This is a genomic window from Leptolyngbya sp. FACHB-1624 (genome assembly GCF_047649235.1).
In the GTDB taxonomy this organism is placed as follows: Bacteria; Cyanobacteriota; Cyanobacteriia; order Leptolyngbyales; family Leptolyngbyaceae; genus Leptolyngbya; species Leptolyngbya boryana.
Genome location: NZ_CP180258.1, coordinates 6,135,425 through 6,160,027, shown reverse-complemented (window position 1 = coordinate 6,160,027; position 24,603 = coordinate 6,135,425). Strand labels below are relative to the sequence as shown.

At 46.4% G+C, this 24,603-nt stretch carries 24 protein-coding genes; 8 read left to right on the top strand and 16 right to left on the bottom strand.

From position 1 onward, the window contains the following. Window positions 1-96: 96 nt before the first annotated feature. From ACMUEV_RS29290 to ACMUEV_RS29225, 14 genes are all read right to left on the bottom strand, one after another. Window positions 97-3,384, bottom strand: coding sequence for a type 2 lanthipeptide synthetase LanM family protein (locus ACMUEV_RS29290; RefSeq protein WP_190650281.1), 3,288 nt, complete (start codon window positions 3,382-3,384; stop codon window positions 97-99). 28 nt (window positions 3,385-3,412) lie between these two features. Further along, complete coding sequence (locus ACMUEV_RS29285; RefSeq protein ID WP_190650283.1) at window positions 3,413-5,590, bottom strand: prenyltransferase/squalene oxidase repeat-containing protein; 2,178 nt, start codon at window positions 5,588-5,590, stop codon at window positions 3,413-3,415. A gap of 11 nt (window positions 5,591-5,601) precedes the next feature. After that, window positions 5,602-6,483 carry a phytanoyl-CoA dioxygenase family protein gene (locus tag ACMUEV_RS29280; protein WP_190650286.1) on the bottom strand — a complete coding sequence of 294 codons (882 nt, stop codon included), beginning with the start codon at window positions 6,481-6,483 and terminating at the stop codon, window positions 5,602-5,604. Window positions 6,484-6,525: 42 nt separating this feature from the next. After that, window positions 6,526-6,900, bottom strand: coding sequence for an NHLP leader peptide family RiPP precursor (locus ACMUEV_RS29275; RefSeq protein ID WP_242044333.1), 375 nt, complete (start codon window positions 6,898-6,900; stop codon window positions 6,526-6,528). 97 nt (window positions 6,901-6,997) lie between these two features. Next, window positions 6,998-7,354, bottom strand: a complete 357-nt coding sequence (locus ACMUEV_RS29270; protein ID WP_190650288.1) for an NHLP leader peptide family RiPP precursor — start codon at window positions 7,352-7,354, stop codon at window positions 6,998-7,000. A gap of 47 nt (window positions 7,355-7,401) precedes the next feature. Continuing rightward, the gene (locus ACMUEV_RS29265) at window positions 7,402-7,824 is read right to left on the bottom strand and encodes an NHLP leader peptide family RiPP precursor (RefSeq protein ID WP_190650291.1); all 423 of its coding nucleotides are present in this window, start codon (window positions 7,822-7,824) and stop codon (window positions 7,402-7,404) included. Between the two features lie 47 nt (window positions 7,825-7,871). Then, complete coding sequence (locus ACMUEV_RS29260) at window positions 7,872-8,270, bottom strand: NHLP leader peptide family RiPP precursor (RefSeq protein ID WP_190650293.1); 399 nt, start codon at window positions 8,268-8,270, stop codon at window positions 7,872-7,874. Window positions 8,271-8,348: 78 nt separating this feature from the next. After that, on the bottom strand, window positions 8,349-8,726 hold the full coding sequence (locus tag ACMUEV_RS29255) for an NHLP leader peptide family RiPP precursor (protein ID WP_242044334.1): 378 nt from the start codon (window positions 8,724-8,726) through the stop codon (window positions 8,349-8,351). Window positions 8,727-8,894: 168 nt separating this feature from the next. Next, the gene (locus ACMUEV_RS29250) at window positions 8,895-9,242 is read right to left on the bottom strand and encodes an NHLP leader peptide family RiPP precursor (protein WP_190650295.1); all 348 of its coding nucleotides are present in this window, start codon (window positions 9,240-9,242) and stop codon (window positions 8,895-8,897) included. Window positions 9,243-9,482: 240 nt separating this feature from the next. Continuing rightward, complete coding sequence (locus ACMUEV_RS29245) at window positions 9,483-9,788, bottom strand: NHLP leader peptide family RiPP precursor (protein ID WP_190650297.1); 306 nt, start codon at window positions 9,786-9,788, stop codon at window positions 9,483-9,485. A 210-nt stretch (window positions 9,789-9,998) separates the two neighbouring features. Then, a complete protein-coding gene (locus ACMUEV_RS29240) occupies window positions 9,999-10,400 on the bottom strand; it encodes an NHLP leader peptide family RiPP precursor (protein ID WP_190650299.1) in 402 nt (133 codons plus the stop codon). Between the two features lie 118 nt (window positions 10,401-10,518). Beyond that, window positions 10,519-11,439: a TauD/TfdA dioxygenase family protein gene (locus tag ACMUEV_RS29235; RefSeq protein WP_190650301.1), complete on the bottom strand. Its 921-nt coding sequence runs from the start codon at window positions 11,437-11,439 to the stop codon at window positions 10,519-10,521. Between the two features lie 19 nt (window positions 11,440-11,458). After that, a complete protein-coding gene (locus tag ACMUEV_RS29230; protein ID WP_190650303.1) occupies window positions 11,459-11,824 on the bottom strand; it encodes a Nif11-like leader peptide family natural product precursor in 366 nt (121 codons plus the stop codon). A 28-nt stretch (window positions 11,825-11,852) separates the two neighbouring features. Further along, window positions 11,853-12,221 carry a Nif11-like leader peptide family natural product precursor gene (locus ACMUEV_RS29225; RefSeq protein ID WP_190650304.1) on the bottom strand — a complete coding sequence of 123 codons (369 nt, stop codon included), beginning with the start codon at window positions 12,219-12,221 and terminating at the stop codon, window positions 11,853-11,855. A 631-nt stretch (window positions 12,222-12,852) separates the two neighbouring features. Here ACMUEV_RS29225 and ACMUEV_RS29220 point away from each other — a divergent pair. Continuing rightward, entirely contained in the window at window positions 12,853-13,110 is a 258-nt protein-coding gene (locus ACMUEV_RS29220; protein ID WP_190650306.1) for a hypothetical protein, read from the top strand. Window positions 13,111-13,298: 188 nt separating this feature from the next. Further along, complete coding sequence (locus tag ACMUEV_RS29215) at window positions 13,299-13,961, top strand: 2OG-Fe(II) oxygenase (protein WP_190650309.1); 663 nt, start codon at window positions 13,299-13,301, stop codon at window positions 13,959-13,961. A gap of 91 nt (window positions 13,962-14,052) precedes the next feature. Here ACMUEV_RS29215 and ACMUEV_RS29210 read toward each other — a convergent pair whose 3' ends face one another. Then, entirely contained in the window at window positions 14,053-14,382 is a 330-nt protein-coding gene (locus tag ACMUEV_RS29210) for a Nif11-like leader peptide family natural product precursor (protein WP_190650311.1), read from the bottom strand. 221 nt (window positions 14,383-14,603) lie between these two features. Next, the gene (locus tag ACMUEV_RS29205) at window positions 14,604-14,957 is read right to left on the bottom strand and encodes a Nif11-like leader peptide family RiPP precursor (protein WP_190650314.1); all 354 of its coding nucleotides are present in this window, start codon (window positions 14,955-14,957) and stop codon (window positions 14,604-14,606) included. An 814-nt stretch (window positions 14,958-15,771) separates the two neighbouring features. On the opposite strand from ACMUEV_RS29205, the gene ACMUEV_RS29200 reads away from it, so the two are divergent. From ACMUEV_RS29200 to ACMUEV_RS29175, 6 genes are all read left to right on the top strand, one after another. Then, window positions 15,772-19,071, top strand: coding sequence for a type 2 lanthipeptide synthetase LanM family protein (locus ACMUEV_RS29200; RefSeq protein WP_190650316.1), 3,300 nt, complete (start codon window positions 15,772-15,774; stop codon window positions 19,069-19,071). Window positions 19,072-19,075: 4 nt separating this feature from the next. Then, window positions 19,076-19,792: an FkbM family methyltransferase gene (locus ACMUEV_RS29195; RefSeq protein ID WP_190650317.1), complete on the top strand. Its 717-nt coding sequence runs from the start codon at window positions 19,076-19,078 to the stop codon at window positions 19,790-19,792. A gap of 11 nt (window positions 19,793-19,803) precedes the next feature. Further along, the gene (locus tag ACMUEV_RS29190; RefSeq protein ID WP_190650319.1) at window positions 19,804-20,136 is read left to right on the top strand and encodes a Nif11-like leader peptide family natural product precursor; all 333 of its coding nucleotides are present in this window, start codon (window positions 19,804-19,806) and stop codon (window positions 20,134-20,136) included. Window positions 20,137-20,349: 213 nt separating this feature from the next. After that, window positions 20,350-21,804 carry an MBL fold metallo-hydrolase gene (locus tag ACMUEV_RS29185; protein ID WP_190650321.1) on the top strand — a complete coding sequence of 485 codons (1,455 nt, stop codon included), beginning with the start codon at window positions 20,350-20,352 and terminating at the stop codon, window positions 21,802-21,804. A gap of 12 nt (window positions 21,805-21,816) precedes the next feature. Continuing rightward, entirely contained in the window at window positions 21,817-22,767 is a 951-nt protein-coding gene (locus ACMUEV_RS29180; protein ID WP_190650322.1) for an FkbM family methyltransferase, read from the top strand. Window positions 22,768-22,831: 64 nt separating this feature from the next. Continuing rightward, window positions 22,832-24,592 carry a 2OG-Fe(II) oxygenase gene (locus ACMUEV_RS29175; protein WP_190650324.1) on the top strand — a complete coding sequence of 587 codons (1,761 nt, stop codon included), beginning with the start codon at window positions 22,832-22,834 and terminating at the stop codon, window positions 24,590-24,592. Window positions 24,593-24,603 lie beyond the last annotated feature (11 nt).

Genomic DNA, 24,603 nt, shown 5'->3' with positions numbered 1-24,603 from the left:
TGAAACTGCTTCTCATCCTCTTCAGCGGACTTTGTTCAATTCGCCCCGAATTCTATAAGATTCCATAGAATTCAATTGCTTATCTCATCACATCACTTAGTCAAACAACAATGCCGAAGGAACTTGGGCAGGTGCGATCAACCGGAGCAAGGTATAACCAATTCCTGCCTCTCCTCGGAAGAAACTAGGAACATAGACGCTAATCGGAAGCGCTGCTTCTAGCTTGTATCCCCCTTGTCGTTTTGCGGAGTGAATAACTTGAGATGCATACCGTTGAGCATCAGCGAGTAAACTAGGCTGAGCCAGACGATCGCTCGCGGTCAACAGCAACTCAATTTGCCCCATCTTGCCGCAGCAAAGCTGTTCAACTCCTGATAAGGTCAGAAAATGAGTTGTGGTTTGAATTGCGGTTTCAATTTCTTGGTGAATTTCATCAGTCGCAAACTGCTGCAAGCCCCCTACCCGAGCGAGACCAATCCCCGTTGCACCATGACACCAACTCGACATCAGGGGGATTTCTACTTTGCGACGATCACCTCGAATCAGCGCTGAAAAATCTCGTAAATCTGGCCAATTACCGACTGCGGGAATGAAGAGACTTTGTTCATATGCGATCGCTTCAATTGCCGCCGTCCGAAATTCAACTTGTCCAGACACCTCGGCTAAATGCAACAATGCATAGGCAATTCCAGCAGCTCCATGCGAGAAACCTGCGAGTGGTTGCCCATCTAGCGTTTTCCAGGCTCGACCTTGTGCCATCGGCGTACTTTCATTGAGTAAATGCTGACCACACGCAATCGCAGATTTTAGCACTGTAGCATCTTCAGTAACGCGATAGAGTTTGAGCAAGCTCAATAGCGCTCCTGCGGTGCCCGAAATGATATCGAAACGTCGATCGCGCTCAATCGTCTCTGGAGTCAGAGAATGTGCAACTTTCACAGCCTGTTCGAGGAGCGTTTGATCGTCTAGAAATAGGCTAATCTGTGTCAGGCTATAGATTGTACCGCCGAGTCCAATTGCTGTTCCGATATCACTTGAAAGGTTCGGTTCCGGCTGATTGAGCGACTGATGAAGCTCTTGTAATGTGTGCATACACAAGTGTCGATACTGATTCTCTGAAGTCACCTGTGCCAGTGCCGCGAGGAACAGAGCAATTCCTAATTTGCCGTCATAAAGTCCATTGTCTGTGGGCTGGAGATGGAATCGCTCATCTTGAGGCATGAACTGCGGAGCAAGCCAGGTCACACTGCCATCTGGAGCAGAAATCGCACGCTCTTGAAGACGTTGAGCAATCTCGATCGCTTCTGCAAGGAGTGCATCGTGGCTCAAACTGCGCTGCTCGGATTGTTGCATTAAGGATTCATCTACCGCAGTTCCATGTCCAGCGATCGTTCTTGCTCCTAAACTGGCATAAATCAATTGGGATTGAAACTTCAGATCCGCATCGCTCAAGTGCCGAACCCGATCTAGCATGACTTCAAAACTGGGGTCTCCTAAAAAGTTCTCGACTCGACTATCGGGCAACTCTAGTACCGCTTGATTTGCAGCAACTGTGAAACAAGGAATGTCTAATTGTTCCATTTGTCGCTGCTCTGATCGAATCACTGACCAAAAAGGCGGTCTGTCCTGTGCGGAAATCATCGCCCGTTTCAGGAGTTCTAATTCAATACTGCGATCGGCTCCATCTCGGAGATATTCTGGGTTTCTGAGTTTTTTGAGTAATTTGAAATAAATATTGGTGCGCCGAAAGACAACTCGAATCGATTGCGATTCCATATTCCCCAAAGGACTGTCCTTTGCGAGCAGTGCCTCTCGATGTGAAAGCAGAAACCGATACATCTGCTCAAATCCAGTCATGACTGCATCGACCCAGTCTCGCAGATGAGCAACTTGCCCATTCAATGTCGGAGCATTGCCAACGGGCGGTGGCACTGGAATGTCTTGCAGTCTCAAAACCATTTGGTCGGTATTCGTCTGATACCACTGTAAACCTCTGTAGACTAGATTCCAGTCTTCATAGCTGCCGAGTCCACTGTAGTCAAAGACCGTGCTATTTTGATCATCCATCTCCCAAGACGGTAACAGCGCCGTTCGTAAGACAGAATTTCCCATTTGATACAGTGCCATGCTCTGAGCCGTTTGAGCTAGCTCGATCGATTCGGATTTAAATCGCGGATGCAGTAAGGTTTCAGCATCAATCACCACGAGATGTTCGCCACTCGCGATCAGATTTTCAAAGTGACAATCTGTCGCTTCGAGTACATACATCAAGCAGAGAATCATGCCTGCCCGTTGATAGAACCGTTCAAGCTGATGAGTATTTTCACAAGGGCGAACTTCGGCAAATTCTACCCAGGCATAGGTTTCTCGGTAAAGAATTTGTAAGGCTTTGAGCGGCAGGGGACATCCTCGATCGTTGAGCCAGGTTAGCAGTTTGTTATAGGCATATTCGATTCCCAGAGGTTTTGGCTTGTAAATCAAGTGCAAATTCGGTTCGATCTCCAGTGCCATGACCATTCGCCCATCTCGGTGTGAATCAGAGAGCGCTGGCTTGATCGTTGTCACTTGCCCTAGCGTTTGATCCGGTGTGAACGTTGTGGCGATCTCAGTCCAATCTGCATCTAAGTGCTGGAGAAATTCAGTATGAAAGTTAATCCAATGGAGGGTTTGAGTCGCTAACAAGCGAGCGAGTACGGGATACTCTTGCAGAAATAATTGCAGCTTGCCTTGCAGCATTTCCTGCACAAATTTGAGATAAAGACTGTTACCGGGGACTGCTTGAAGTTGATTGAGCAAGCGAGAAAAAGAGGACTGTTGATGTCCTCGCCAATTTCTGAAGGTCAGATCGATCGCGTGAGAAGCAGTATCAATCAGGTGAGTGAGGAGCGATCGCTCTAAAGCTGCATGAGCGAGGTTGCTGAGGCGTGGCGTGAGGTGATGGGTCTGCTCAGCTAAAGTTTGCTGAGCTACGGACACAAAGGGGGTAAAAACCTCCTCAAACGGCAGAGGATTCTCCGCGTCTAGAAAGCGAGTCGCTGATGGGTCTCGAAGGGTCAATGTAGACGGTGCAAAGTCCAAGACGGTTCTCAGCAGTTCTGCCCAAGCAGGCAATGGCACACCTGAACGAACTTCGACGGGGGAGATTGCCTGCATTGCTTGCTCTAGCGTCAATCCATCCCAGGTTAAAATCTCATGAAAGCGATCGCGATCGCCTTTGGCAACCGCTTGACACCAGGCATCTAAGCGCGATTGTAATCGGGATTCACCGAACGAATCTAAAGCGGGTAAGAAAATCGAGGAGTCAAGCCGTTCGTAGAGCGTACTTGCTTGAGCGACAAGACGATGCAATTGTGCGGTAGTGATCCCAGTTTTTGTAAAATTCATTCACGATTTCCTGTCATCGGATTAGTTGTTATGCCAAAACTGTTGTTAATTCATCTTGAACTGATTTCCCGTCCAGGTGCTTCGACGAGTAGAGCTGGAATTGAGCTAATGCTTGTAGAATCGTTGCGGTGGTAAAGATGCGAGCGTGATCAAATACGAGACTGCCTTGAACCGTTCCGTGGTAAATCCATTGGTCAAATTGATTGGGCATTTGGTCATCCGGGTAGGGAACTCGCAATCGAGCGGAAGCAGCCCAAGAACCATCAGGCTGTTGCTGGTCTAAAAGCCAATCCATTACAGTGACGATTGCTGCCTGAACAGCAGGATTTTCTGGCTGCAATAACAACAAACGCAGACACCAGGCAGTCGCAAACGGGGAACCCGTAGGATGATCTAATGTGGGGATAAAGCCTTCGTCAGTCAAGCGATTCAGTCCCCAATTGACTGCTTGAGTGATGCGTGGTGAATCTGGTTGAGATACCGCGATCGCTGCTGCTGCTAGGGCTGTACTGTATTCAGGATCTTGCCACCAGTAAGCGTCCCAGTTTCCATCTGCTGATTGAGTCGATTGTAAATAGTGGTGCAATCGCGATCGACAAGTGGACGGTAAAATTCCATGGGGTAAAGTCGCGATCGCAGCACTCACACAGGGATGAGAACCACACCAACCCTCTAAAGTCTGTTCTGGTGGCGCATGGATAAAGGCTCGAATCGGTTCTGCTCGCTCATAGGTCGAAAAGCCGCCATCCGGTCGTTGATGGGACAGTAGAGAACGCACCGCCTGCTGGATTCGCTCTGACTCTGTTTCTTCTAAGGTCGCTGCTAACTGAATTGCCCATCCTGTACTGTCTGCATCTCCGGGTGGAAAGCGGTTATATCCCCACGTCTGATTTGCTCGGTGAGTGCGGGTATTCAGCAGCTTCCAGGACTGTTGCATGACCGATGGAACACGATCATCTGACACGCCAGACAACATCATTCCCACATATCCAGTTACCCATTCATCGCTGATGCCTGCTGCTAAGCGAAAATCTGCCCACCATCCCTGAGGATCACGAGCTGCTAACAAAAAGCTCACGGCTGAAGATAAGGCTGAATCCAGCGATCGAGGTTTCTTGTGCAGAGATATTCTGTTTTCAGAGTTCAACGAAGCGACTGGAACATGAACAGGATTTACCAAGCAGCTTGTTGACTTGTGCATCACTCCAAAATAGATTTTGGCAGCAAGGGGTAACCCAGGTTGATAGAGTAATTTGAGATGATTCAATCCTCGTACATAAATGCGTTGATGAATCGCTTTACCCACGCTATAACCTGAATACTGTAAGAGCGCATCTCGGGTTTGTGCCTCACACAGTCCTTCTTGGACGAGATGATTGAGAAGAGAACGCCATTGTCCATTAACACAGGGCAGATAGCGAGACAGATAAATGCCTTCAATACCGATTCGCGGATAGAGGTGTTCTCCCACATCAAGAGACAAGATGATGCCATCGACGTAGGGCATGAGAGCATGGGCGATCGCTTCTAGCTCTGCAACATCGCCTTGCCAGCCCAGGGTCGCAAGATAGGGAATCAATTGAGAGGGTGAGCCAACCAAACACAAGCGCACAGCCTGCACGCTTCGGCTCAACATCACTCCCACTTGAAATACCCCGGTTTTGGCGGGAAGGCAGGTCAGACATTCGATCAGTTTAGCTTGCACCGCATCTGGAAGTGCTGTATTTAGAAGCAAAGGCAGTGCTTGTTCCCAAATCCAGTCATACCTAGTAGAAAGACTGGGTTGGCTTTGCTCTGGTCTAAATAACACTCCGGGGACAGGCAGATCGTCAACCTGATCACGCTCTAAATCAAACTCTAGCCACAGATCGGCAATGTGATAGTGCAGCAAAGCGGACGGATCAGCCCAAGCAGCACAAAACTGCTGAATCTGTTGCCACGCCGGATGGCGATCGAAGACCTCTGGAAGCCGCTGGTTGGGATGATATCCGGCGAGAATTGCACCTTCGGGTTTGTCGATATGAATGGCAAAATCAACTGTTGATGAGGCGGGAGCCAGCCGATACTCAAATCCATAGGTGTCGGTCAGCGCATCGGGAAAGAACCGACTGACTGCTTTCAACTGTTCTAGGGCTTTGGGAGCAATCAAGGGCGTCAGGTTTGGCTCAATTTGAGTCAGAGAGTGTTCCAGGGAGTACAACCACATGGTAAAAGCTCCTATGATCGCTGATAGACGATCGGATTCATGTCGGTGACGGCGAGATCTCCTGACTGCAATCCGGGAAGACAGGTATTGAGATTATGCTGGCGAATCACAGCAGCAAAGTGCTCTTGGGGCAGAGCGTTTGAGGATACGGGTGGCATCGATACCCTAGCTCCATCGGCATAGTAAACCACCACGAAGGCTTCGCGGGTGCTGTGATCGGTGTTTTGGCGAGAACTGTGGAGCGTCCACCCCCAATGGAAGCTGGCATCTCCGGCTGCCATCGCGCCATAGTTGCAGAACTGGAAGCCCCGTTGTGCGATCGCATGTTCAAACTCGTTCAGGGAAGCATCCATCGGCATCGAGGTTCCCATATAGCCTTGTAAATGAGAACCTGTCACGAAGGTCATCGGAGCCATGTCAGCCGACACATCGGAAATGGCAATCCACATCGTGACAATTTTCTGGGTATCAAGGGGCATGAAGTAGCCATCCTGATGCCAAGGAGTGTTACCACCACCGGGGTCTTTGAAGTAGGACTGATCCCGAAACAATCGAACGGTATCCACACCTAAGAGATCAGCTGCAATTTTTCCAAATCGTTTTGCTAGAACAAATTGGCGAGCGGTCGCATCCAGTTGCCAGAGATTTTCGACAAATTTCCAACCCTGACTTTGCCCTGCGACAGATTTCTCCATTGCTTTGCGTTCTAGATCGTAGCGATTGACGGCTGCTACGAGTCCAGGACGATAGGCTGCGATTTCATCTATCGTCATTATGCTATCGAGCCGCAGATGCCCCATTTGTTGAAACGTTTCGATCTGCTCTGGGAGCAAAGGATAATCGCCGTTCAGTTCTGGCAAGATTGCGAAACGGGAAAAGATGCTCTGTCTCATAAGTTGCCTGTGAATAAATTGATATTGGGCAGAGTAGGGGGGCTAAGCTCCTCCTGCACAGATGTAAGTGCAGCCATTGCTATAAACGCAACCCGCCTGTCCAGAAGCACAGCCCGTCCAAGAAGAGACTCCTGAATCTGCGCCCCCTGCCACTGCTTCTAATTCGCGATCGGACAGCGCGATTGTATCTGATTCCGAGGTGGGTGCTGCTGGAAGCACGAGATAGAACTGATTCGGCGTTTCTTGTAAAACTTGGATTTCCACGTCATCGGGCACGCTCAAACCCTGTTCTGCCAGAACCGCTTTGGGATTGGTCAGCAAGCGATCGCGGAATGTACTATCCTGCATTGCCTGATTGACTAGTTGCGTTTCCAGTGATGCTATGCGCCCAGATGCAGACATATCGTTGGTCGTCATGATGCTAGTCCTCGTAATTTTGCACTCAACGTGGGTAAAATTCTAATCTTGTCTCAGTCAGCTACCTCTGGTCATGCAGACGCTTCAGATTCAGGAGCTATAAAACATTAATCGCGCATCCACTCTGCCCGGAACCACAGCCTGTCCATCCCGTTTTGCAAGTCGAGAAAGTAGAAGATCCTCCAGCAATCGCTTCCAATTCTTGCTCTGACAACGCATTTGCTTCAGATTCCGACCCTGTCACGGCTTCAGGCAGGACTAGATAATATTGATTGGGTGTTTCTTGTAAGACCTGAATTTGCACATCGTCTGGGATAACGAGTCCTTGCTCTGCTAAAACGGTTTTAGGGTTAGCGAGCAGGCGATCGCGGAATGCCAGGTCTTGGGCCGCCCGGCTCACTAACTGCGCTTCAATCTCCGTCATCCGCCCCGATGGGGAAGTGAAATCTGACATATGTTTCTCCTAAAATTAACTCAGCAAAAATAGGAATAGAGGATTGGTTAATACGATGGATTTGGAGTGTTTGGGGGAGTGTAACCTGAAGAAGAGGAACTTGTTGGGGTCGTCGGGGTCGTCTCTGGGGTACTCAAAACACACCCTACTCGCCCAGATGCGCAGCCCGTCCAGGAGGACACATTAGATCCTCCTCCTGAGACTGCCTCTAACTCTGCATCGGAGAGTGCGATCGCCTCTGATCCCGACTCATCAGCAAGTGATGGAAGCACGAGATAGAACTGGCTTGAAGTCTCTTGAAGAACTTGGATTTGCACCTCATCGGGCACGGTCAAACCTCGTTCTGAGAGAACTGATTTAGGATTGGTGAGCAAGCGATCGCGAAATGCACTATCTTGCATTGCTTGATCAATCAATTGTGTCTCCAAATCTGCCATCCGTCCGATTGCAGGCATCTCATTCGCATTCACGGTCAATCTCCTGGGTTAACTCCACAAAACATTACTCCTAGTCCTCACTATCCCGCAACACAGCCACTTTGTCCTGATGCACAGCCCGTCCAGCTTGTGTTAGATGTTCTTGGTCTACCAATGCCCGCACCACCGGAGATAGCTTCTAGTTCAGCCTCAGAAAGTGGGGGCGCACTCGCTGGCTCTGTTCCGCTCATTGAGGGCAAGATCAAATAGTACTGATTAGCCGTTTCCTGTAACACTTGGATTTGCACATCTTCTGGAATTGCTAACCCTTGTTCTGAGAGAACTGCTTTGGGATTAGTGAGCAAGCGATCGCGAAACGCACTATCCTGAATTGCCTGATTGATAATTTGCGCTTCTACATCTGTGATGCGTCCAGATGCAGATATTTCGTGCATACTCATGGTAATAATCTGGTCATCCTTGAAAGTTTGTCTTGTCACAGTGCTGCTTGAACTTTCGATAGCCTGCTCTGCTCAACCAATCTCAAAACCGGAAAATTGGCTCACCTGAACCCGCTTTTACCAAGTACCAGGATAGTCACGAGCCTGGCAGTTAGTAGAGACGATACATCCTGATCGCCCAGAAGCACATCCAGTCCACGAAGTGTTAGTCGTATCTACACCTCCAGAAACTGTCTCTAATTCTGAATCGGATAGATCAACGGTCTCCTCTTCAGATAATGACAGTGTCGGTAAGACAAGGAAGTACTGATTGGAAGTTTCCTGCAACACCTGAATTTGAATATCATCAGGTACGACTAAGCCTTGTTCAGCGAGAACGGCTTTGGGGTTAGCTAAAAGACGATCGCGAAATGCCATATCCTGCATTGCTTTATGGATTAACTGTGCTTCAATCTCTGTCATTCGTGCTGATGGAGTCGAATCGCTGGTAGTCATAGAAATTTAATCTCCAATTGATAAATCACCGATTGAGCAGGCGGAACTCAACCTGGACAGACAGAGCATCTGAGTCTGATGGCTGCTGTCATCTCTGCTGAGTGTTATGATTTCAATCTACTAAAAAAGCGCAGCAGGTGTTTTTGCCTCTCTACCTGGCATTTCCCATCAACAAGTTAATCTTCCTTGAGTTGCGCTAATGATGCAATTGCACCCTGTCCAAGCTGTACCTGTAGCTGAACCCCCAGCCACGCCTTCTAGTTCTTGATCAGAGAGTAAAATACCTTCTGAGGATGAGACATTGCTTGCTGGCAGAATGAGATAGTACTGATTGGAAGTTTCTTGTAAGACTTGAATTTGCACGTCATCGGGGAGAGCTAATCCCTGCTCTTTGAGGACACTTTTCGGGTCGGTGAGCAAGCGATTGCGGAATGCCTTATCCTGCGTTGCTTGACGAATTAACTGCACTTCAATCTCTGTCATTCGTGCTGATGGAGTCGAATCGCTAGTAGTCATAGAAATTTAATCTCCAGTAGATGAAACATTGGTGATAGATTGAGCAAGAGAGAATGCAATCCAACAAACAGGCTGCTTGAGTCAGATGTCTTTCATCCTAATCAGCAGCCTTGAGCGCCAGCACTCCAGTAGCATCTCGAATTTCCAGAACCGCAACCCGTCCAAGAAGAGACATATATAGTTACTCCCCCAGCCACCGCTTCTAACTCTTGTAATAATTCTCACAACCAAAGCCCTGAATCACAGACCACATCCACCCGCACAGCCTGTCCAGCCGCTATTCCAGGTATAACTGAGTCCAGCCATTCCTCCCCCTGCCACAGTCTCTAATTCTTGTTCCGATAATTTGGTAGCATCGCTGACTTCAACCACAGGTAAGATCAAGTAATACTGACGAGCAGACTCCTGCAAAATTTGAATCTGTACGTCATCTGGAATCGTGATACCTTGTTCCGCTAGAACTGCTTTGGGATTCGCAATCAGACGATCGCGAAATTCAGCATCTCGCGTTGCCTGAGCAATTAACTGTGATTCAACATCAGTCATACGGGATGAAGATGGGTTGCTGGTGGTCATAAAATTACTCGCTAGTAGAGGAACCCATTCAGTGCAGATCGAGCGCGAAGACATGAGCCTTAACCGTGCGATCTGGGCTGAATTTCATACGTTATGAAACACTAATGAAGTCAGGAATATTGTACGAAAGGTCAACTTATAGAAACCAGTATCATCAGGATTGGATATTTGAGCGTATGGCTAGCGTGTTGGTACGAAAGGACCACCCGCGCCTGCAGCCCCCTCAGGGGGTGAGCTATTACAAATGTTAGACACAATACAACCAGATTGCCCGGTACCACAACCTGTCCATGAAGTCACCTGACTCGCAGCTCCCCCTGCAATCGCTTCTAGCTCAGTATCTGATAGCGCGATCGTACTGTCAGCAGCACTGTATTCTGCTGGTAGCACAAGATAATACTGGCTTGATGTCTCTTGCAAAACTTGAATTTTTACATCTTCTGAAACTGCTAGCCCCTGTTCAGCAAGAATAGCCTTTGGATCTGCAATCAAACGATCGCGGAATGCTGCATCCTGTATTGCTCGGCTGATCAACTGAGCTTCAACCTCGCTCATCCGTCCTGCGTTCGAGCCTGTTGTCATCTGTGCTCTCCCATGAATTACACTGCATTAGTCTTTGTTTAAAATGTCAGGCAGCCAGAGAATTGCAATCACCAACAGACACATCACCACAATGGCAACGCTAATTTCCATCGGGTAGTTACTTGTACTCGCAGCCATTGTCATTGCTCCAACTCACAAGTGAAAGTCGTTCCATGATCCGAGTCTGAGGATAGTAATCGTTGATGGCATAGTGCTGACATGCCCAGTTGTCCCAAAACGCGATCGCATTCGGTGTCCAGCGAAACCGACATTGAAATTCAGGCAGTTTGTAATGCTCGGTTAGATGGTTTAAGAGAGATCGTGATTCTGCATCGGGCAGATCTTTGATCCGAATTGTAAAAGTAGAATTCACCCACAAAATCGGTTCTCCCGTAACCGGATGATTCTGCACGAGCGGCGCTTCAACGATTGGAAAAATTGCATCATAACAAGCTAAAGTAGCCTCAGACATTCCCTTGGCTCTGGCAATCCGCCGAATCGGCAAATAGTCATTTAGGGCAACTAACCCCGCTAAAGTTTGCTTCATCTCCTGACTCAACGCTCGATATGCTGCACCGACATCTGTAAATAAAGTGTCTCCCCCCAATTCCGGCACCTGCACCGCTCTCAAAATCGCAGCAGCATAGGGAGTGCCCTGCGGAGCAATATCGTAGTGCCAAAAATTTTCCCGACCTGGGTAATCGGTGTTGTAGCAGAAAGACACTAATTCTGGATAATCCTGATGAACACTCCTTCCCGCCTGCAAACCGTCACTCACGTATTGCTCTAACTCTCCAAATTGACTCGCGAATCGAATCAATTGTTCAACCGTCAAGGACTGATTCCGAAAGCATAGAACCTTGTAGCGCTGACGAAGAAGATCTAGAGTGGCTTGCTCATCCCGCGTCAATGGATAGCACAGATCAATTCCCTCGATCTCTGCCCCAATACAGGGCGAGAGTGGAACGACCTTGAGATCCACAAGCAGTTGAGATTGAGTTTGGGGCTGCACGAATGACGTTTTTGCAGGAATGGGCATGATGGCATTCTCGGTACAGCTACCAGGCTGCTGGTCCTTTGATAGCGGTAGCAGCCAGCGTTCCTGCGAGGACACTACCTCCGACTGTGACTGCAAGGAAGATAGCAGAAATAGCGATCGAGACAATTTCTCCGCCTGCTACTGCTTCAAGCTCCTCATCACTTAACTCCAATTCACCAGACTCCCGCTTTGCCTCAAATTCGGCTTGGCGTTTCTGTACTTCTGCCCAGAGTTCTTCTGAGGAAAACTCGTACCCATTCCGCTGTGCGAGTTGGGTGACCGCTTCACGATCGTTCTCGGCTCCGATCATATTTGCTAGTTCGCTTTGCAAAGTACTATCTTCTGCAACTTTTTGCAAAAAATCAGTGACTGCTTGTGTGCTCATGATGCTAATGCTCCTTTACCCCTTACTTTTACCACTTAATTGATGCGTCGATACCCCACAGGTGCGCTGTCGCCGTTCCTACAATAGAACCGATGGCTGAGGCAATTCCGAATGCAACCATCGTCGCTACAAAAAGGAGTTCACCTCCAGACACTGCCTCTAATTCCTCATCACTGAGTTCTAGTTCTCCACTCGCTCGCTTCCGTTCAATCTCAGCTTGACGTGCCTGAATTTCTGCCCACAACTCTTCGGACGTAAATTCATATCCTCTAACATTGCCCAGTTGCGTGACAGCTTCTCGATCGTTGTCAGCCTTCAAAGCTTGCACTAACTCTGTTTGCAAGGTCTGGTCTTCAGCAACTTTCTGCAAAAAATCAGTAACAGCCTGCGTACTCATCGTAAAACTCCTTGACTCTGATTTAAGTCATTACAGTAGATTCAGATCATGTTGAATTGGGTCGCGCTTAAAGGAACAAAAGAAATTTTCAACGAACGTTCAAAGCGCTTGCAAAACTTTTCTCGTCAATCATGCCACTAGATTTAACTAGATATAGCCAAAATTGTCTAGCAGTCTCAATAATTAGTTTGATTTGCAAAAGAAAAGTTTAAATTGCTCGATCTCGCATCTATTTGAAACGATTTCACTCGTTTTGATACTATTTCCTACTTCCTACTCTGACGAGGTTGAGCAGTATTGAATGAGTAGAGCATGTTTTCTTATTCTTTCGTGTCTGATCGTTTAGCACGCTGTGCTTTTTCCCCACAATTTGTATGCTTAGGCTGCCTGCAAATCCGCTACATTTTGATACTATTTGATACCAATTCACACCTGCTATTTTTTACAATTTAAGACTCAACCAGAAACATTTTGTTACTTGAGAATGCACGACATTTTTTCTAGATTTTCAGTTGTCAAAATCAGGAAGTTAGCTTAGTTTATGAAGTAGGTTTTTGTTTATGAAGTAGGTTTTGCCTACCGATTCTTCAAGACACCGAGAAAACGAATTAGTACATTAGGAGATGCGATCGTGACAAGCCAATCTAACAACGAAATCAATCCTGTTCAACCTGTTGAGCAAAATGCCGAGAATCCATCTGCTGAAGAGACTATAGAGGCTACAACTGAAGAGCTTAATACTGAAGAACTTAGCGCTGAAGAACTAGAGGAGATGTCGGGAGCAGGGTTAATTATGCTCACAACAGGAACCACTACTTCAACAGTCTCCACCACGCCCCCACCTCCACCAGCTACAGTTGCGCGTCCAATACTAGGTCCGGTTTTCTAGGGCTATACGTCAAAGTCAAAGTCAAAGTCTGATAGGTTCCGTTGGATGCCAATCGGATAAAGCAGTTTTCAGGTCAAGATTGCATCATCAAGCATCAGCTAGGATCAAATCCTGTTCAAAATTCTTGGTCCGAATTGGCATCCAACGCTTTACATCTCGGCTCCGTCATTGCTCTCAGCGGAATCATCATGAAATTTGCCGCACATTATGTTCAGATTGACAATTGGCTATCTGTGGAAGAGCATCGTCATCTGCTCAATTACGTCTCTCAACAGCAATCTCATTTTGTATCAGCGGACATGACGGTCAAGGGATCAGTTCACCGAAAAGCCTGGGTTTTGTTCTCATTTCCTGAATTTTCTAGCATTGTTGAAGCTCGCATTCAAGCAATATTTCCTGACATCCTCGCCCAACTGAGCTTGCCCTCACTTGAGATATCCAAAATTGAGACTCAACTCACAGCACATAATGATGGAAGCTATTACAAAATTCATACTGATAATGGGATTTACGATAGAAGTTCTGAATCTAAAATTAAGAACAGACTACTAACTTACGTTTATTACTTTCACAACGAACCCAAAGCTTTTTCTGGAGGAGAACTGCGACTGTATGACAGCACATTCGTTAATCATCTATACGATAAAGCTGATTCTTTTCAAAGCATAGAGCCACGGAACAATCGGATTGTTTTCTTCCTAAGTCGTCAGTTTCATGAGGTTATGCCTATTCGTTGTCCCTCACATGCCTTTGCTGACAGTCGATTTACGATCAATGGCTGGATTCGTGGACTTCGCCCCAAGGCATCTCCTCATCAAGTCCTCAGTCAAACTCTAGTTCGCGGCTCGTAGATGTTGCTGAATGCAAGTATAGTTTTCCTCATCTCTAGCTCCCTTTTCCCTAAGAGGAAGGGAGCTAGAGATCTTCTATTCTGTAACTGATTTACCAAGTTGGAGTGGTAGCAGCAACACTAACAGACACACTCACCTGTGCGGCTAATGTAATGAAGATTAGGGGGCTGAGTCCTCCAGAAATTGCTTCCAATTCTTCATCACTCAGTTCTCCAGAATCTGCTTGGGCTTGAATCTCCGCTTGACGTTTCTGCACTTCTTCCCAGAGTTCGTCGGAGGTGAAGTCATAGCCCTTCTGATTACCCAGTGTAGTAACCGCTTCGCGATCGTTGTCTGCTTGCAGTGCTTTAGCCAGATCAGCCTGTAATGCCTGATCTTCGCTAACTTTCTGTAAAAAGTCAGTCACAGCTTGTCTACTCATGAAGCCAAAATTCCTTATGTTGCGATAGATGTTCAAACTTGAACCACAAAAGCTGACTAACTTCTACAAGCCAGTCAGCAGAATGATCTGCAGATCGTCTTTCCATATCACGGTCAATCAGACAACCACAGAGACGGTTCAACTGTTAGCTAGCGAAGCAAATTTTATTCAATGTCTACTACTAGCGGTGGAAGCCGCGTTAGGATTGAATGAACAGCGATTTACCATTGGGTTTTAGCGTAGGTCACGCCACCCCCGGCACTTGTGGCAACTGCCGTAGCGATAGCCGATCCAATGAGATAGACGAGAGTAAATATTATACCTCCAGAGACGGATTCTAATTCTTCGTCACTCATTTCTAGTTCACCTGATTCCCGCAGTCGATCGAACTCGGCTTGGCGCTTTTGCACTTCTGCCCAGAGTTCATCGGAGGTGAAATCATATCCTTTTTGCTTCGCCAACTGAGTGGTTAAATCTCGATCGTCGGGTGCTCCCAAAACACTTGCTAGCTCAGCTTGCAGAGATTGGTCTTCTGCAACTTTTTGCAGAAATTGATTGACCGCTTCAGCACTCATGAAAATCTCCTGATACGTTAAACAGAATAGAATTGTGTTTTGAAATCAACAGAAAGGCAGGAGCGCAGCGCTCTTGTAACGCTGCGGCTCTCGGCTTATCACTTGCACATCGTACTCTTGCACATCGTACTGATGAAAACTCCGTCAATACCTTGATAGTGAGCAAGGTATTTCAACTCAAATCTAAACTCAAATCACAATACCTTGATGACCTGTAGAGGTCAGTCAACAGGATGATCTGAGATCGCTCACTATCGATTTCAGAAATCGGCTAAAACAAACTTTGCACCGTTTGCCCAAACTGTTGCTTCAGGGTCAACTAGAACAATCAGCAGAAACTTTGAAAGTTTTTGCTAATCAATCCTGAAAATAAACTTTACTACATGCGTAAAGAAGTTGTCTACCAATTTCAACAGCTCATTTTTTCAAGGAATCGCTGAGTGAAAAAATGTTAACTCAATGTTTAACTGATATCGAAAACAAATCCTCAATCGGCTAAATACGTTTTCCTACTTTTTTCGCTGAATATTTCCATAATCTTTCAGCTCAGTAAGACACATCTTGATACTTTTTAACCCTTTTGTCTGACATAGATACGGCTTCGGCTCAAGATTCGGCTGCTTCAAAGCCCCTTCAAAATTGCTCTAGATTGATACCTTTTGATACCAATTAACACTTAGATTTTTTTTAGATTTGCAACTCTATCCAACACATCATAAAAACATTTTGTTACGTTTGCATTGATGGAATTCACTTTGCATTTTTTTGCTATTTCTAATTGTCAAAGCTCGGAAATTGGCTTAATTTATAAATCATGTTAACGACTCATTCCTCCACCGACATCTTGGCTGCGATCGCCGCTCGATCGCGGACTCTTTCAGAGCAGTTGAAAGCATTACCCGCTCATTCCCTGCTAACTCCAGATTCATCCCCTGAAACGCAAGCCGAAATTGACAGACGCTTAGACTTTTGGTGCCAAGTTGTTGCCAAAGGCAATTGGGCAACCTTTCAAAAACGATTAGACTGGGAAGCTTTGCCACTGGAAACAGCACGTCTTTTAGTGAGCGAAGCACTTCTGCAAGATCAATCGTTAGAGGTGAAGGCTTTACCTGACTGGGTGGAAGTTTTGCAACAAATCATGGATGCGGCACTTGCCCAACATCGCTGTAAACCGACATCCCACCGCGCCCTTAATGTCGATCGGCCTGTTCCATTCGAGCACCTTAGCCTCCCCAGTTTGCAAGTTGCCCAGTCGTTGCTGAAACAGCGCTTGGGAACGGCTGATCACCTGTACCTTTTATCAGACTCAACCCATGCAACATTAGAACACAAACTCATCGAAGAACTTGCAACGGTTTGTGTAACTCCCTTATTCCATGAATTCTCCAACTTTCGCTCCACAGGCGATTCTTTGCGCGATTTTCTATTACTTTCGGTGCAAAGTGCTCCTCGTTGTGATCGATATGAGGCATTTGTCGATCAGCAATTACAAGATGGACTCCTCTCGCTATTCCAGCAATACAGTGTTCTAGCACGCTTGGTTGTTAGCATCGTTCAGTCTTGGGTCGAAGCAACCACAGAACTGCTGACTCGGTTAGCAGCAGACTGGACGACAATTCAACAGACCTTCTCTCCCGATCGCGCATTGACACAGGTCATATCCATTGATGCCAGCGTCGCGGACGCTCACAAAGGCGGACGCTCCGTCATGATCCTGACTTTTGATACCGGGTTAAAGGTCGTTTATAAACCCAGAGAACTAGCACTGGAAGTTGCTTTTCGCGAATTCTTAGACTGGTGTAATCATCACGACATTCCCCTGCCGCTCAAAGCTCCGATCGTGTTGGACTATCAAACTTATGGGTGGTTAGAATATATCGCTGCGATGCCCTGTGAATCTGAAGCAGCGGTTCGTCGCTTTTATCAGCGATCGGGGATGCTGCTCTGCTTAATCCACACGCTAGAGGGAACCGATTATCACTATGAAAATCTGATTGCTCATGGGGAATATCCGATATTAGTCGATATGGAGGCATTGCTGCATCCGAAAATTCCTGCTCAGTCTGTAGAGTCTTCAGATGCTGCAACTGGACTCTCTCGAAAGCTATTTAACTCAGTATTACGTACAGCATTGCTGCCTCAAAGCAGGTTAGCAGTGAATGACCTATTCAGTTTTGATGTCAGTGGATTAGGAAAATTAGAAGATCAATCCGTTCCGACTTCAACTTGGAAGCATATCAATACAGATGGAATGCAGGTAAGCTACGGTTCGCTCACTACGGTGCTTGAACAAAAAGCAAATTTGCCGATCTTAAAAGGTGATCCCGTCACACCAGAGCGTTTTATCAGCGAGATTGTCACTGGATTTGAGCAGATGTATCGGTGGCTGATCCGGTATCGAGAAATGCTTTTATCCGATCAGAGTCCCCTTCAGAACTTTGCTCACCAAGAGTGTCGGTTGCTCTTTCGGGATACGAAAACTTATGGTGCAATTTTGGCGCGTTCTCTCTCTCCGATGTTTCTCCAAGCGGGAATCGCTCGTAGTCTTGGGCTAGATGTCTTAAGCCGAGCGTATCTTGTATCGCCAGAAAAGCCTCGTTACTGGCGCATTCTAGAAGCAGAGAGATACTCTCTAGAACAGCTTGATATTCCGCTCCTCACTGCGAATACTTCTAGCACCGACTTAACGCTGCCCACTGGAACTGTGATTCCGGATCTGTTCGATCGCTCTAGTTTTGATCAAGTCTGCGATCGCATTCAAGCCTTAAGTGAATCAGATCTCGCGTTTCAATCTCAGGTCATTCAAACTGCCTTTTATGCTCGGTTTTTAGAAGAACCTCAGTTTGAATCTGCACAACCTTCGACTTGCCAGGTTGACACATCAGTGTCATCTGAGCAGTGTGTTAATGAAGCCATTGCGATCGCTCAAACGCTTCGCCGCTCTGCAATTATCGCTGAAGATAGCAGTATTTCTTGGATGAGTGCATACTATCAGCATCGCACTCAAACCTTTTCGATTCAGAGAATTGGAGCAAGTTTGTATGACGGACAGTGTGGCTTAGCCTTGTATTTTGCAGCGCTCTACCACATCACCCAAGACTCGACTTGGCAAGAATTGGCGTTACTGGCGCTGAATCCCTTGTTGGAGGCGATGCGCACTCCAGATCAATCCTCTATCCTGAAGCTAGCAAAATTTTTAGGGATTGGCGGCGGAGACGGATTAGGTTCAATCGTGTACGCTTTCAGTTGGATCAGCGAATGGCTGCGAGTACCCGAACTCGTCGAAGTTGCGCAACGCATCACAACCTGGATAACTTTAGAAGAGATTTCAGGCGATCGCACGTTTGATGTAGTCGGAGGAACAGCAGGTACGATTTTGAGCTTACTTGCCTTGATCCCGCGGGTCGAAGCTTCTGATCGAGCAGTTCTTCTAGAACAAGCAAGAGCTTGTGGTCAGCATCTCCTCGCCCATCAAAGTGGAACTGACGGAGTAAAAGCTTGGAAAACCTGGCGAAGACAGCAAGCCCTGACTGGATTTTCTCGCGGAGCTGCTGGCATTGCATATGCGCTCCTGAAGCTCTATGCTGTCACCCAAGATCAACCGTTTTTTGACGCAGCAGTTGAAGCGATCGCGTATGAACAAACTCAGTTCTCTCCCGAAGCTCAAAACTGGCGAGATCTGCGATCTCAGACGAATCAGACTCAACTGAGTTGGGCACAGGGAGCACCGGGTATTGCCTTAGCTCGCTTAGGCAGCTTATCTGTGCTAGATACCGCAGACATTCGCGAACAAATTGCGATCGCGCTGAATACGACTCAGCGATCGATGCTCTGGGGAAATGATGCCCTATGCTGGGGCAATTTCGGACGGATTGAAACTATTCTCTTTGCAGCCCAGCAGTTGAATCAACCAGAGCACTTGAGCTTTGCTCGTCAAACCGCAAGTACTGTGCTTAACAGAGCGCAGGCTCAAGGCGGATTTACCTTATCTGAGGTTACGCCATCTGGAGTGACTGAGCCAGGCTTTTTTCATGGATTGTCAGGAATTGGCTATCAGCTTCTGAGAATTGCTCATCCTGACCGTCTGCCATCCGTCTTACTATGGGAGGGTTAAACGAATGACGCTGCTTCAAAATCTCCGCAAACAGCATGAACAATCCAAAGACTTTGTAGGTACGGTAGTAAACGGTACTCCCATTGTGCCAAAAGGGATCATTCATGTCGGCGGTAACATTGGAGAAGAAGCTGAGCGATATGCTCAAACTGGAGTTGATACTGTGGTTTGGATCGAAGCAGTTCCAGAGTCGTTTCAGCAATTAGTTAAAAATGTCAGCCCCTATCATCAGGTTTGCATCAATGCCCTGATTCTTGATGTGGATGATCAACCCACAAAGTTTTATAAGAATCGAGTGGGAAGCCGCATCAATGATCACTCATATTCATCGGTTTATCCGATCAATCGCTCGGTCGAAGCAATCCTTCCTTACTATCGAGTCGTTCAAACCTTGGAAGAGATTGAATTAACGTCACTCACCTTACCGACTTGTTTAGAGCAGCACGGATTGCAGAAAGATGACTATGACTTTCTCTCCCTCAATACTCAGGGTTCAGAATTGCGAATTGTGCAGGGGATGGGAGAGTATCTACGTCAAATGAAATGGGTGCAAAGTGAAGTGAATCCCTTCAATAGCATCTCGATCTATGACGGTGAAAACACAGCTTTAGACCTGCATTCTTATATGCAAAAATTCGGGTTTAAGCAATATGAAATTCAGCATAGTTTTGGTGGCGTTGTACTCTATCTCAATCAAGACCTCATGGATTCTGAATCATAGGGGCACTGATCATGAGCTTAGAGGCTGCTAACCAATTCATACAACGAGTCGTTGAGGATCGAATTTTACAAGCTGAATTGGTTGCTGTTCTACAGCAGGAGGATGACCGAGAAGCGGCAACACAGTTGGGGAATCAGAAAGGCTATAACTTTACTTCTGATGAATTATGGGTTGCAGTCCAAGCGCGTCAAGCACAATTAAAACAAGTATCAGAGGAGGAAGGACTAGAACTCAGTGATGAGGATTTGGAAGCGATCGCAGGTGGAGAAGCCCTATTTACTCTAGATATAGGACTTTTTACGCTAAACGCGCAGTTCGGATCACATACCGAAATTAAATGGTGAGTGTTGTTTCATTTTCCTGGTTGAGCGGATGTTTGAAAAGGATCAACTAGGTTCTCGCTCTATTCTCTCTCGCCCCAAGTGCCACGAGTGCGGGTGAATCTGATGAACGAGACTTTTCAAACATCTTCTGAGCAGATTCAGTATCAAAGTAATTTTCATCAGCGTCTGATCTTTGAGCAACTTCCTAAACAGATTTTAATGAAGAGGACTGAAATGGAATCCGTTATTTCATTTACAAGGGGATCTCAGCTTCGCGCTCTAACAGTTGGCGATTATGGGAGCTATACGATTCAACCCTTTATTCAAGACATTCTGAACCATTTTTTGGAGTCAGATGATTTAGCAACGTCGATCGCTCAAGCTGCCGAAACGCACTCTAACGTTGCCGAGGCCTTTTTTGAAATCGATACGAACAATATTGTTGAAAGTTTTTCACTCAAAACGCCTTTGCTCTTTCCCGATCGCAATCCGGTCTTATCTTTTTCCTTTAGCAATGCGCTGCTCGCTCCCTTTCTTCCGATTCAAAAACCAGAAATCATTCGCAAGCCAGAAACCCTACTAGAAATTCATCAATTGCTGCACCTCTGCGGTCAGGCAAAATATAGCTATCACCAGATTTGCCAGCAAGTCAGCGATGCGATGGTGAATTTACTCGATCGCTTCATGAAAGCAAGTGTAGTCCAAGAGCAGCCTCGACCTGCACAACCCATTTTGATCGATACACCTGGTGTCATTCGGCTGCAACATGCTGCACTGCTTTATCGCACTAAGACAACTGGAATTTTAGTAGACCCGCAACTTCACTCCACATACGGCTTATCTCGAATCCAGCAAGACATCACTCGTGCCGTTCTAGAAGGCTATGTGGATGGCATTCTCATCTCTCATAGCCACTACGACCACTGGAATTACCCTACGTTGATGATGTTTCCACCAGACCTGCCTATCATCGTTCCCAAAGTTCCGCGTGGCTCAATTACTTGCGAAGATATGCAAGCTCAGCTTAAAAATTTGGGATTTCAGAATGTCATTGCCGTGGATTGGTACGCCGATCCAATCACAATCGGGGATATTGAGATTCATGTCTTGCCATTTTATGGAGAACAACCGCTTGTTCCAGAGTACAACACTCCCAAACATCCCGATCTGCGTAATTGGGGCAACACCTATCTCCTCCAAACTCCCTACTATTCTTCTTGGTTTTTAGTTGATGCTGGAACTGATCCGATGGGTTCGATGACAGAAGTTGCGGAATATGTGAGAAAGACGTTTGGCACAGTGGATCAAGTCCTGAGCAACTTTCAACCTTTGTCTTATAACTCGATCGGAACTGATCTTTCGAGTTGGGGAGTCGATATTATCGGCAACCTCCTGAGTAATCCTCAAATCTTTTCAGTGACGAACAAAACAGAAGGCTTCCACCTAGCAACGCTAGGTCCAAAAGGAGTCGCAGAGATTTGTCAGATAGTCGATGCACAAGTCTGTATGCCCTATGCCCATAGTTGGGCAGAACCGGGAGAGTATACTCTCCATGATCAGTCTTTGATTCAAGCAGTCATTGATGAACTTTCACAGCTTGGATGTTCTACCGAAGTAGTTCCCTGGCGCATTGGAGATGGATATGTCACGCAGGGACAAACGGCTCAATGCGATCGCATTTTCTATTAGGGTAACGGACTTATGGCGCATACTCACATCAACACCCACCCTAAAATGACGCAATATTTGGTGAAGCGTCTCCATGCTTTTGCGCATGCTCCGATGATCATTTGCGATGTGGGTGCGAGAGGTGGAATCGAGCCGCATTGGAATGCCTATGATCAACAACTCGTTTGTCTTGGGTTTGAGCCTGATGTTGCAGAATGTGAGCGACTCAATCAACTCAATCAACTGAGTTCTAAGCCTAAAGTTCAGTTTTATACTGCTGCTTTAGGGCGACAACGAGAGCAACGACTTTTTTCTCTCTGTCGCCTTCCAGGAGGTTCTAGTTTTTATCCTGCAAATCATCAATTTCTACAACGATTTCCATCTGAACATGCCCAAGCATTAGAAGTGGTTAAGACGATTGAACTTGAAACGACTGATTTGGATTCGTTTGCTCAGTCCATGAAATTTCCCGCGATCGATTTTATGAAATTAGATGTAGAAGGAAGTGAATTAGATGTCTTAAAGGGCGCAACTACTGTACTGCAAGAGTCTGTTTTAGGCTTGAGTCTAGAAGTTTTATTTCACGATGCTCTAAGATCTCAACCTACTTTTAGTCAGATTGATTTATTTCTGAGTTCTTTGGGATTTAAGCTGTTCGATTTAGACCTGTATCGCTATGCTCGCAATACTCTTGCTTTGCCGACAGGTACATTGGGCGATACTCGGATGGGTCAGGTGCTATGGGCGCAAGCTTTATATCTCAGAGACGGGGTAGAAGACTTGCAATCTAAGAATTTACGATCGACCAAACAATTTGCTTGGGATAAAACCAGAATTTTGAAATTAGCGAGTTTAATGGAGGTATTTAGCTTGCAAGATTGTGCGATCGAATTACTTCAAGTGGGTGCGTCTCAATTGGAGTATGACATTAAAAATCTGATTGAGTTGCTCCTACCGAGTGAACTGCTTAGACTTAGCTCTTAAGAAACTATTTTGAGCCGTTTCATCCTGCCTGGAATTTTATTCTTCATTTTTTTGAGTTTCAATCATGCTTTGTACCCAAGAACATCCTTTGACTGAATACCTAGCACTAACGAAGCCGTTTGTGTCAGATCAACTGATTGATCAAGAGAGTTGGGAGCAGATTGAAGCGATCGCACAATATCTACCCAGCCAAAGCACGAATTTTTTTGGATTTGAGTGCCGACTAGGCGAGTCGAACGCGAGAGCCGATTTCTTACTCTGCATTAGTGCAGGAGAACTGGGACAAGCAATGCTAGCAGGCGGTGAAGCTCCTGATATGTTTGTGCCAGAGCTGTTTCAACAACCGATCTGGGCACAAATTCGCGAATTTGCAACTTGTTGGCATAACACTCTCTCTCCTTTGCATCAAAAGGTCAGTAACTTCTGGCTAGAATTTGATGTCCATAAGTTATCCAGTCATCCGCCTATTCCGAGTTGCTTCTTCGGCTCGAATATGATTTATGCTGACCCGTTTGCAGACCCCTCTGCTCATACTTGGGTGACTCGAACTGCGATTCGCCTTCTCCAAGGTGCCCCCCTCTCTTCGGCTTTGGAACAGCAGACTTTCCGCGCTGTCAATGCGTTACCTTTAGGAGCTTATGTTTTTCAAGTGGGGTTAATGCTAGCACGTGGGGCTAAGCAGGTAAGATTGTGCATCCGGGGTATTTCAACTCGGCAAATCATTGAGTATTTAGAGACGCTAGGGTGGTCAGGCTGTCCAGTATCTTTGCACAATCAGCTTCAAGAGTTGAGTCATTATACCGAACGTATCGATCTCGACATTGACATCGGAGAAACCGGAATCGCGCCCAAAATCGGATTGGAATGTTACTTAACTTTTCAGCCCAAACTCCAGCCCAAATGGTCTGAGTTTTTGCAGTATCTTGTTACACATGAGCTATGTCTCCCTGAAAAGCAAGAGGCTTTGCTTGACTATCCTGGCTTTGTGCGTGAAAAGACCCACCGAGATCAGTTCCCTGCACATTTACTCAACCTCTCCAAGTTTTTGGGCAATTGCAGTGAAGTTGTTTTTATGCGAGGTTTGCACCATATCAAAGTTGTGTATCAAGCCGATCGCGCCATTGAAGCAAAAGCTTATGCCTGGGTGTCGCATCGTCTCTTGAACAAACAGTCATTTGCTCAAGGGCAGCAGGTCAACGAGATCAGTGTTCAGATTGATAATTTCCTCACTGATGAAGAATATCATCAATGTCTAGAAGCAGCGCTGACGCGTGAATCTAGCTTTTTATTTAGCCAAGTTCTGACAGAATCCCATCAAGGCGATATCTCAAAGGATTACGATTTCCATCATCGGCATTCTCTCATCTGTAAGAGTCACCTGCCGGAAATTGTAGACTTAATCACTCAACGTATTCAAGAAAAATTACCAGACTTATTCAAGCAATTAGGAATCGCTCCTTTCTCGCCTCAGTTAGAAGTTCAACTCACTGCCCACAATGATGGTCATTATTTTAAGGCTCATGTCGATGATAATGTGCCTGAGACAGCCGGACGTATCATTACGTTTGTTTACTATTTCTATCGTGAGCCAAAACCCTTTACAGGTGGGCAGTTAAGAGTGTTGAATCGCTCTCTTCACGAAACGATTGGAACACTAGGCTACAAACTGATTGAACCTCGTAACAATAGCATTGTCTTCTTTCCGAGTCGCTATATCCACGAAGTCCTGCCCGTGAATTGTCCGTCTAAAGCATTTGCAGATAGTCGGTTCACAATCAATGGTTGGATCTGGCGAGCAGAGAGTCAGACTGATTCTCAGGCATAACGTTTCTTACA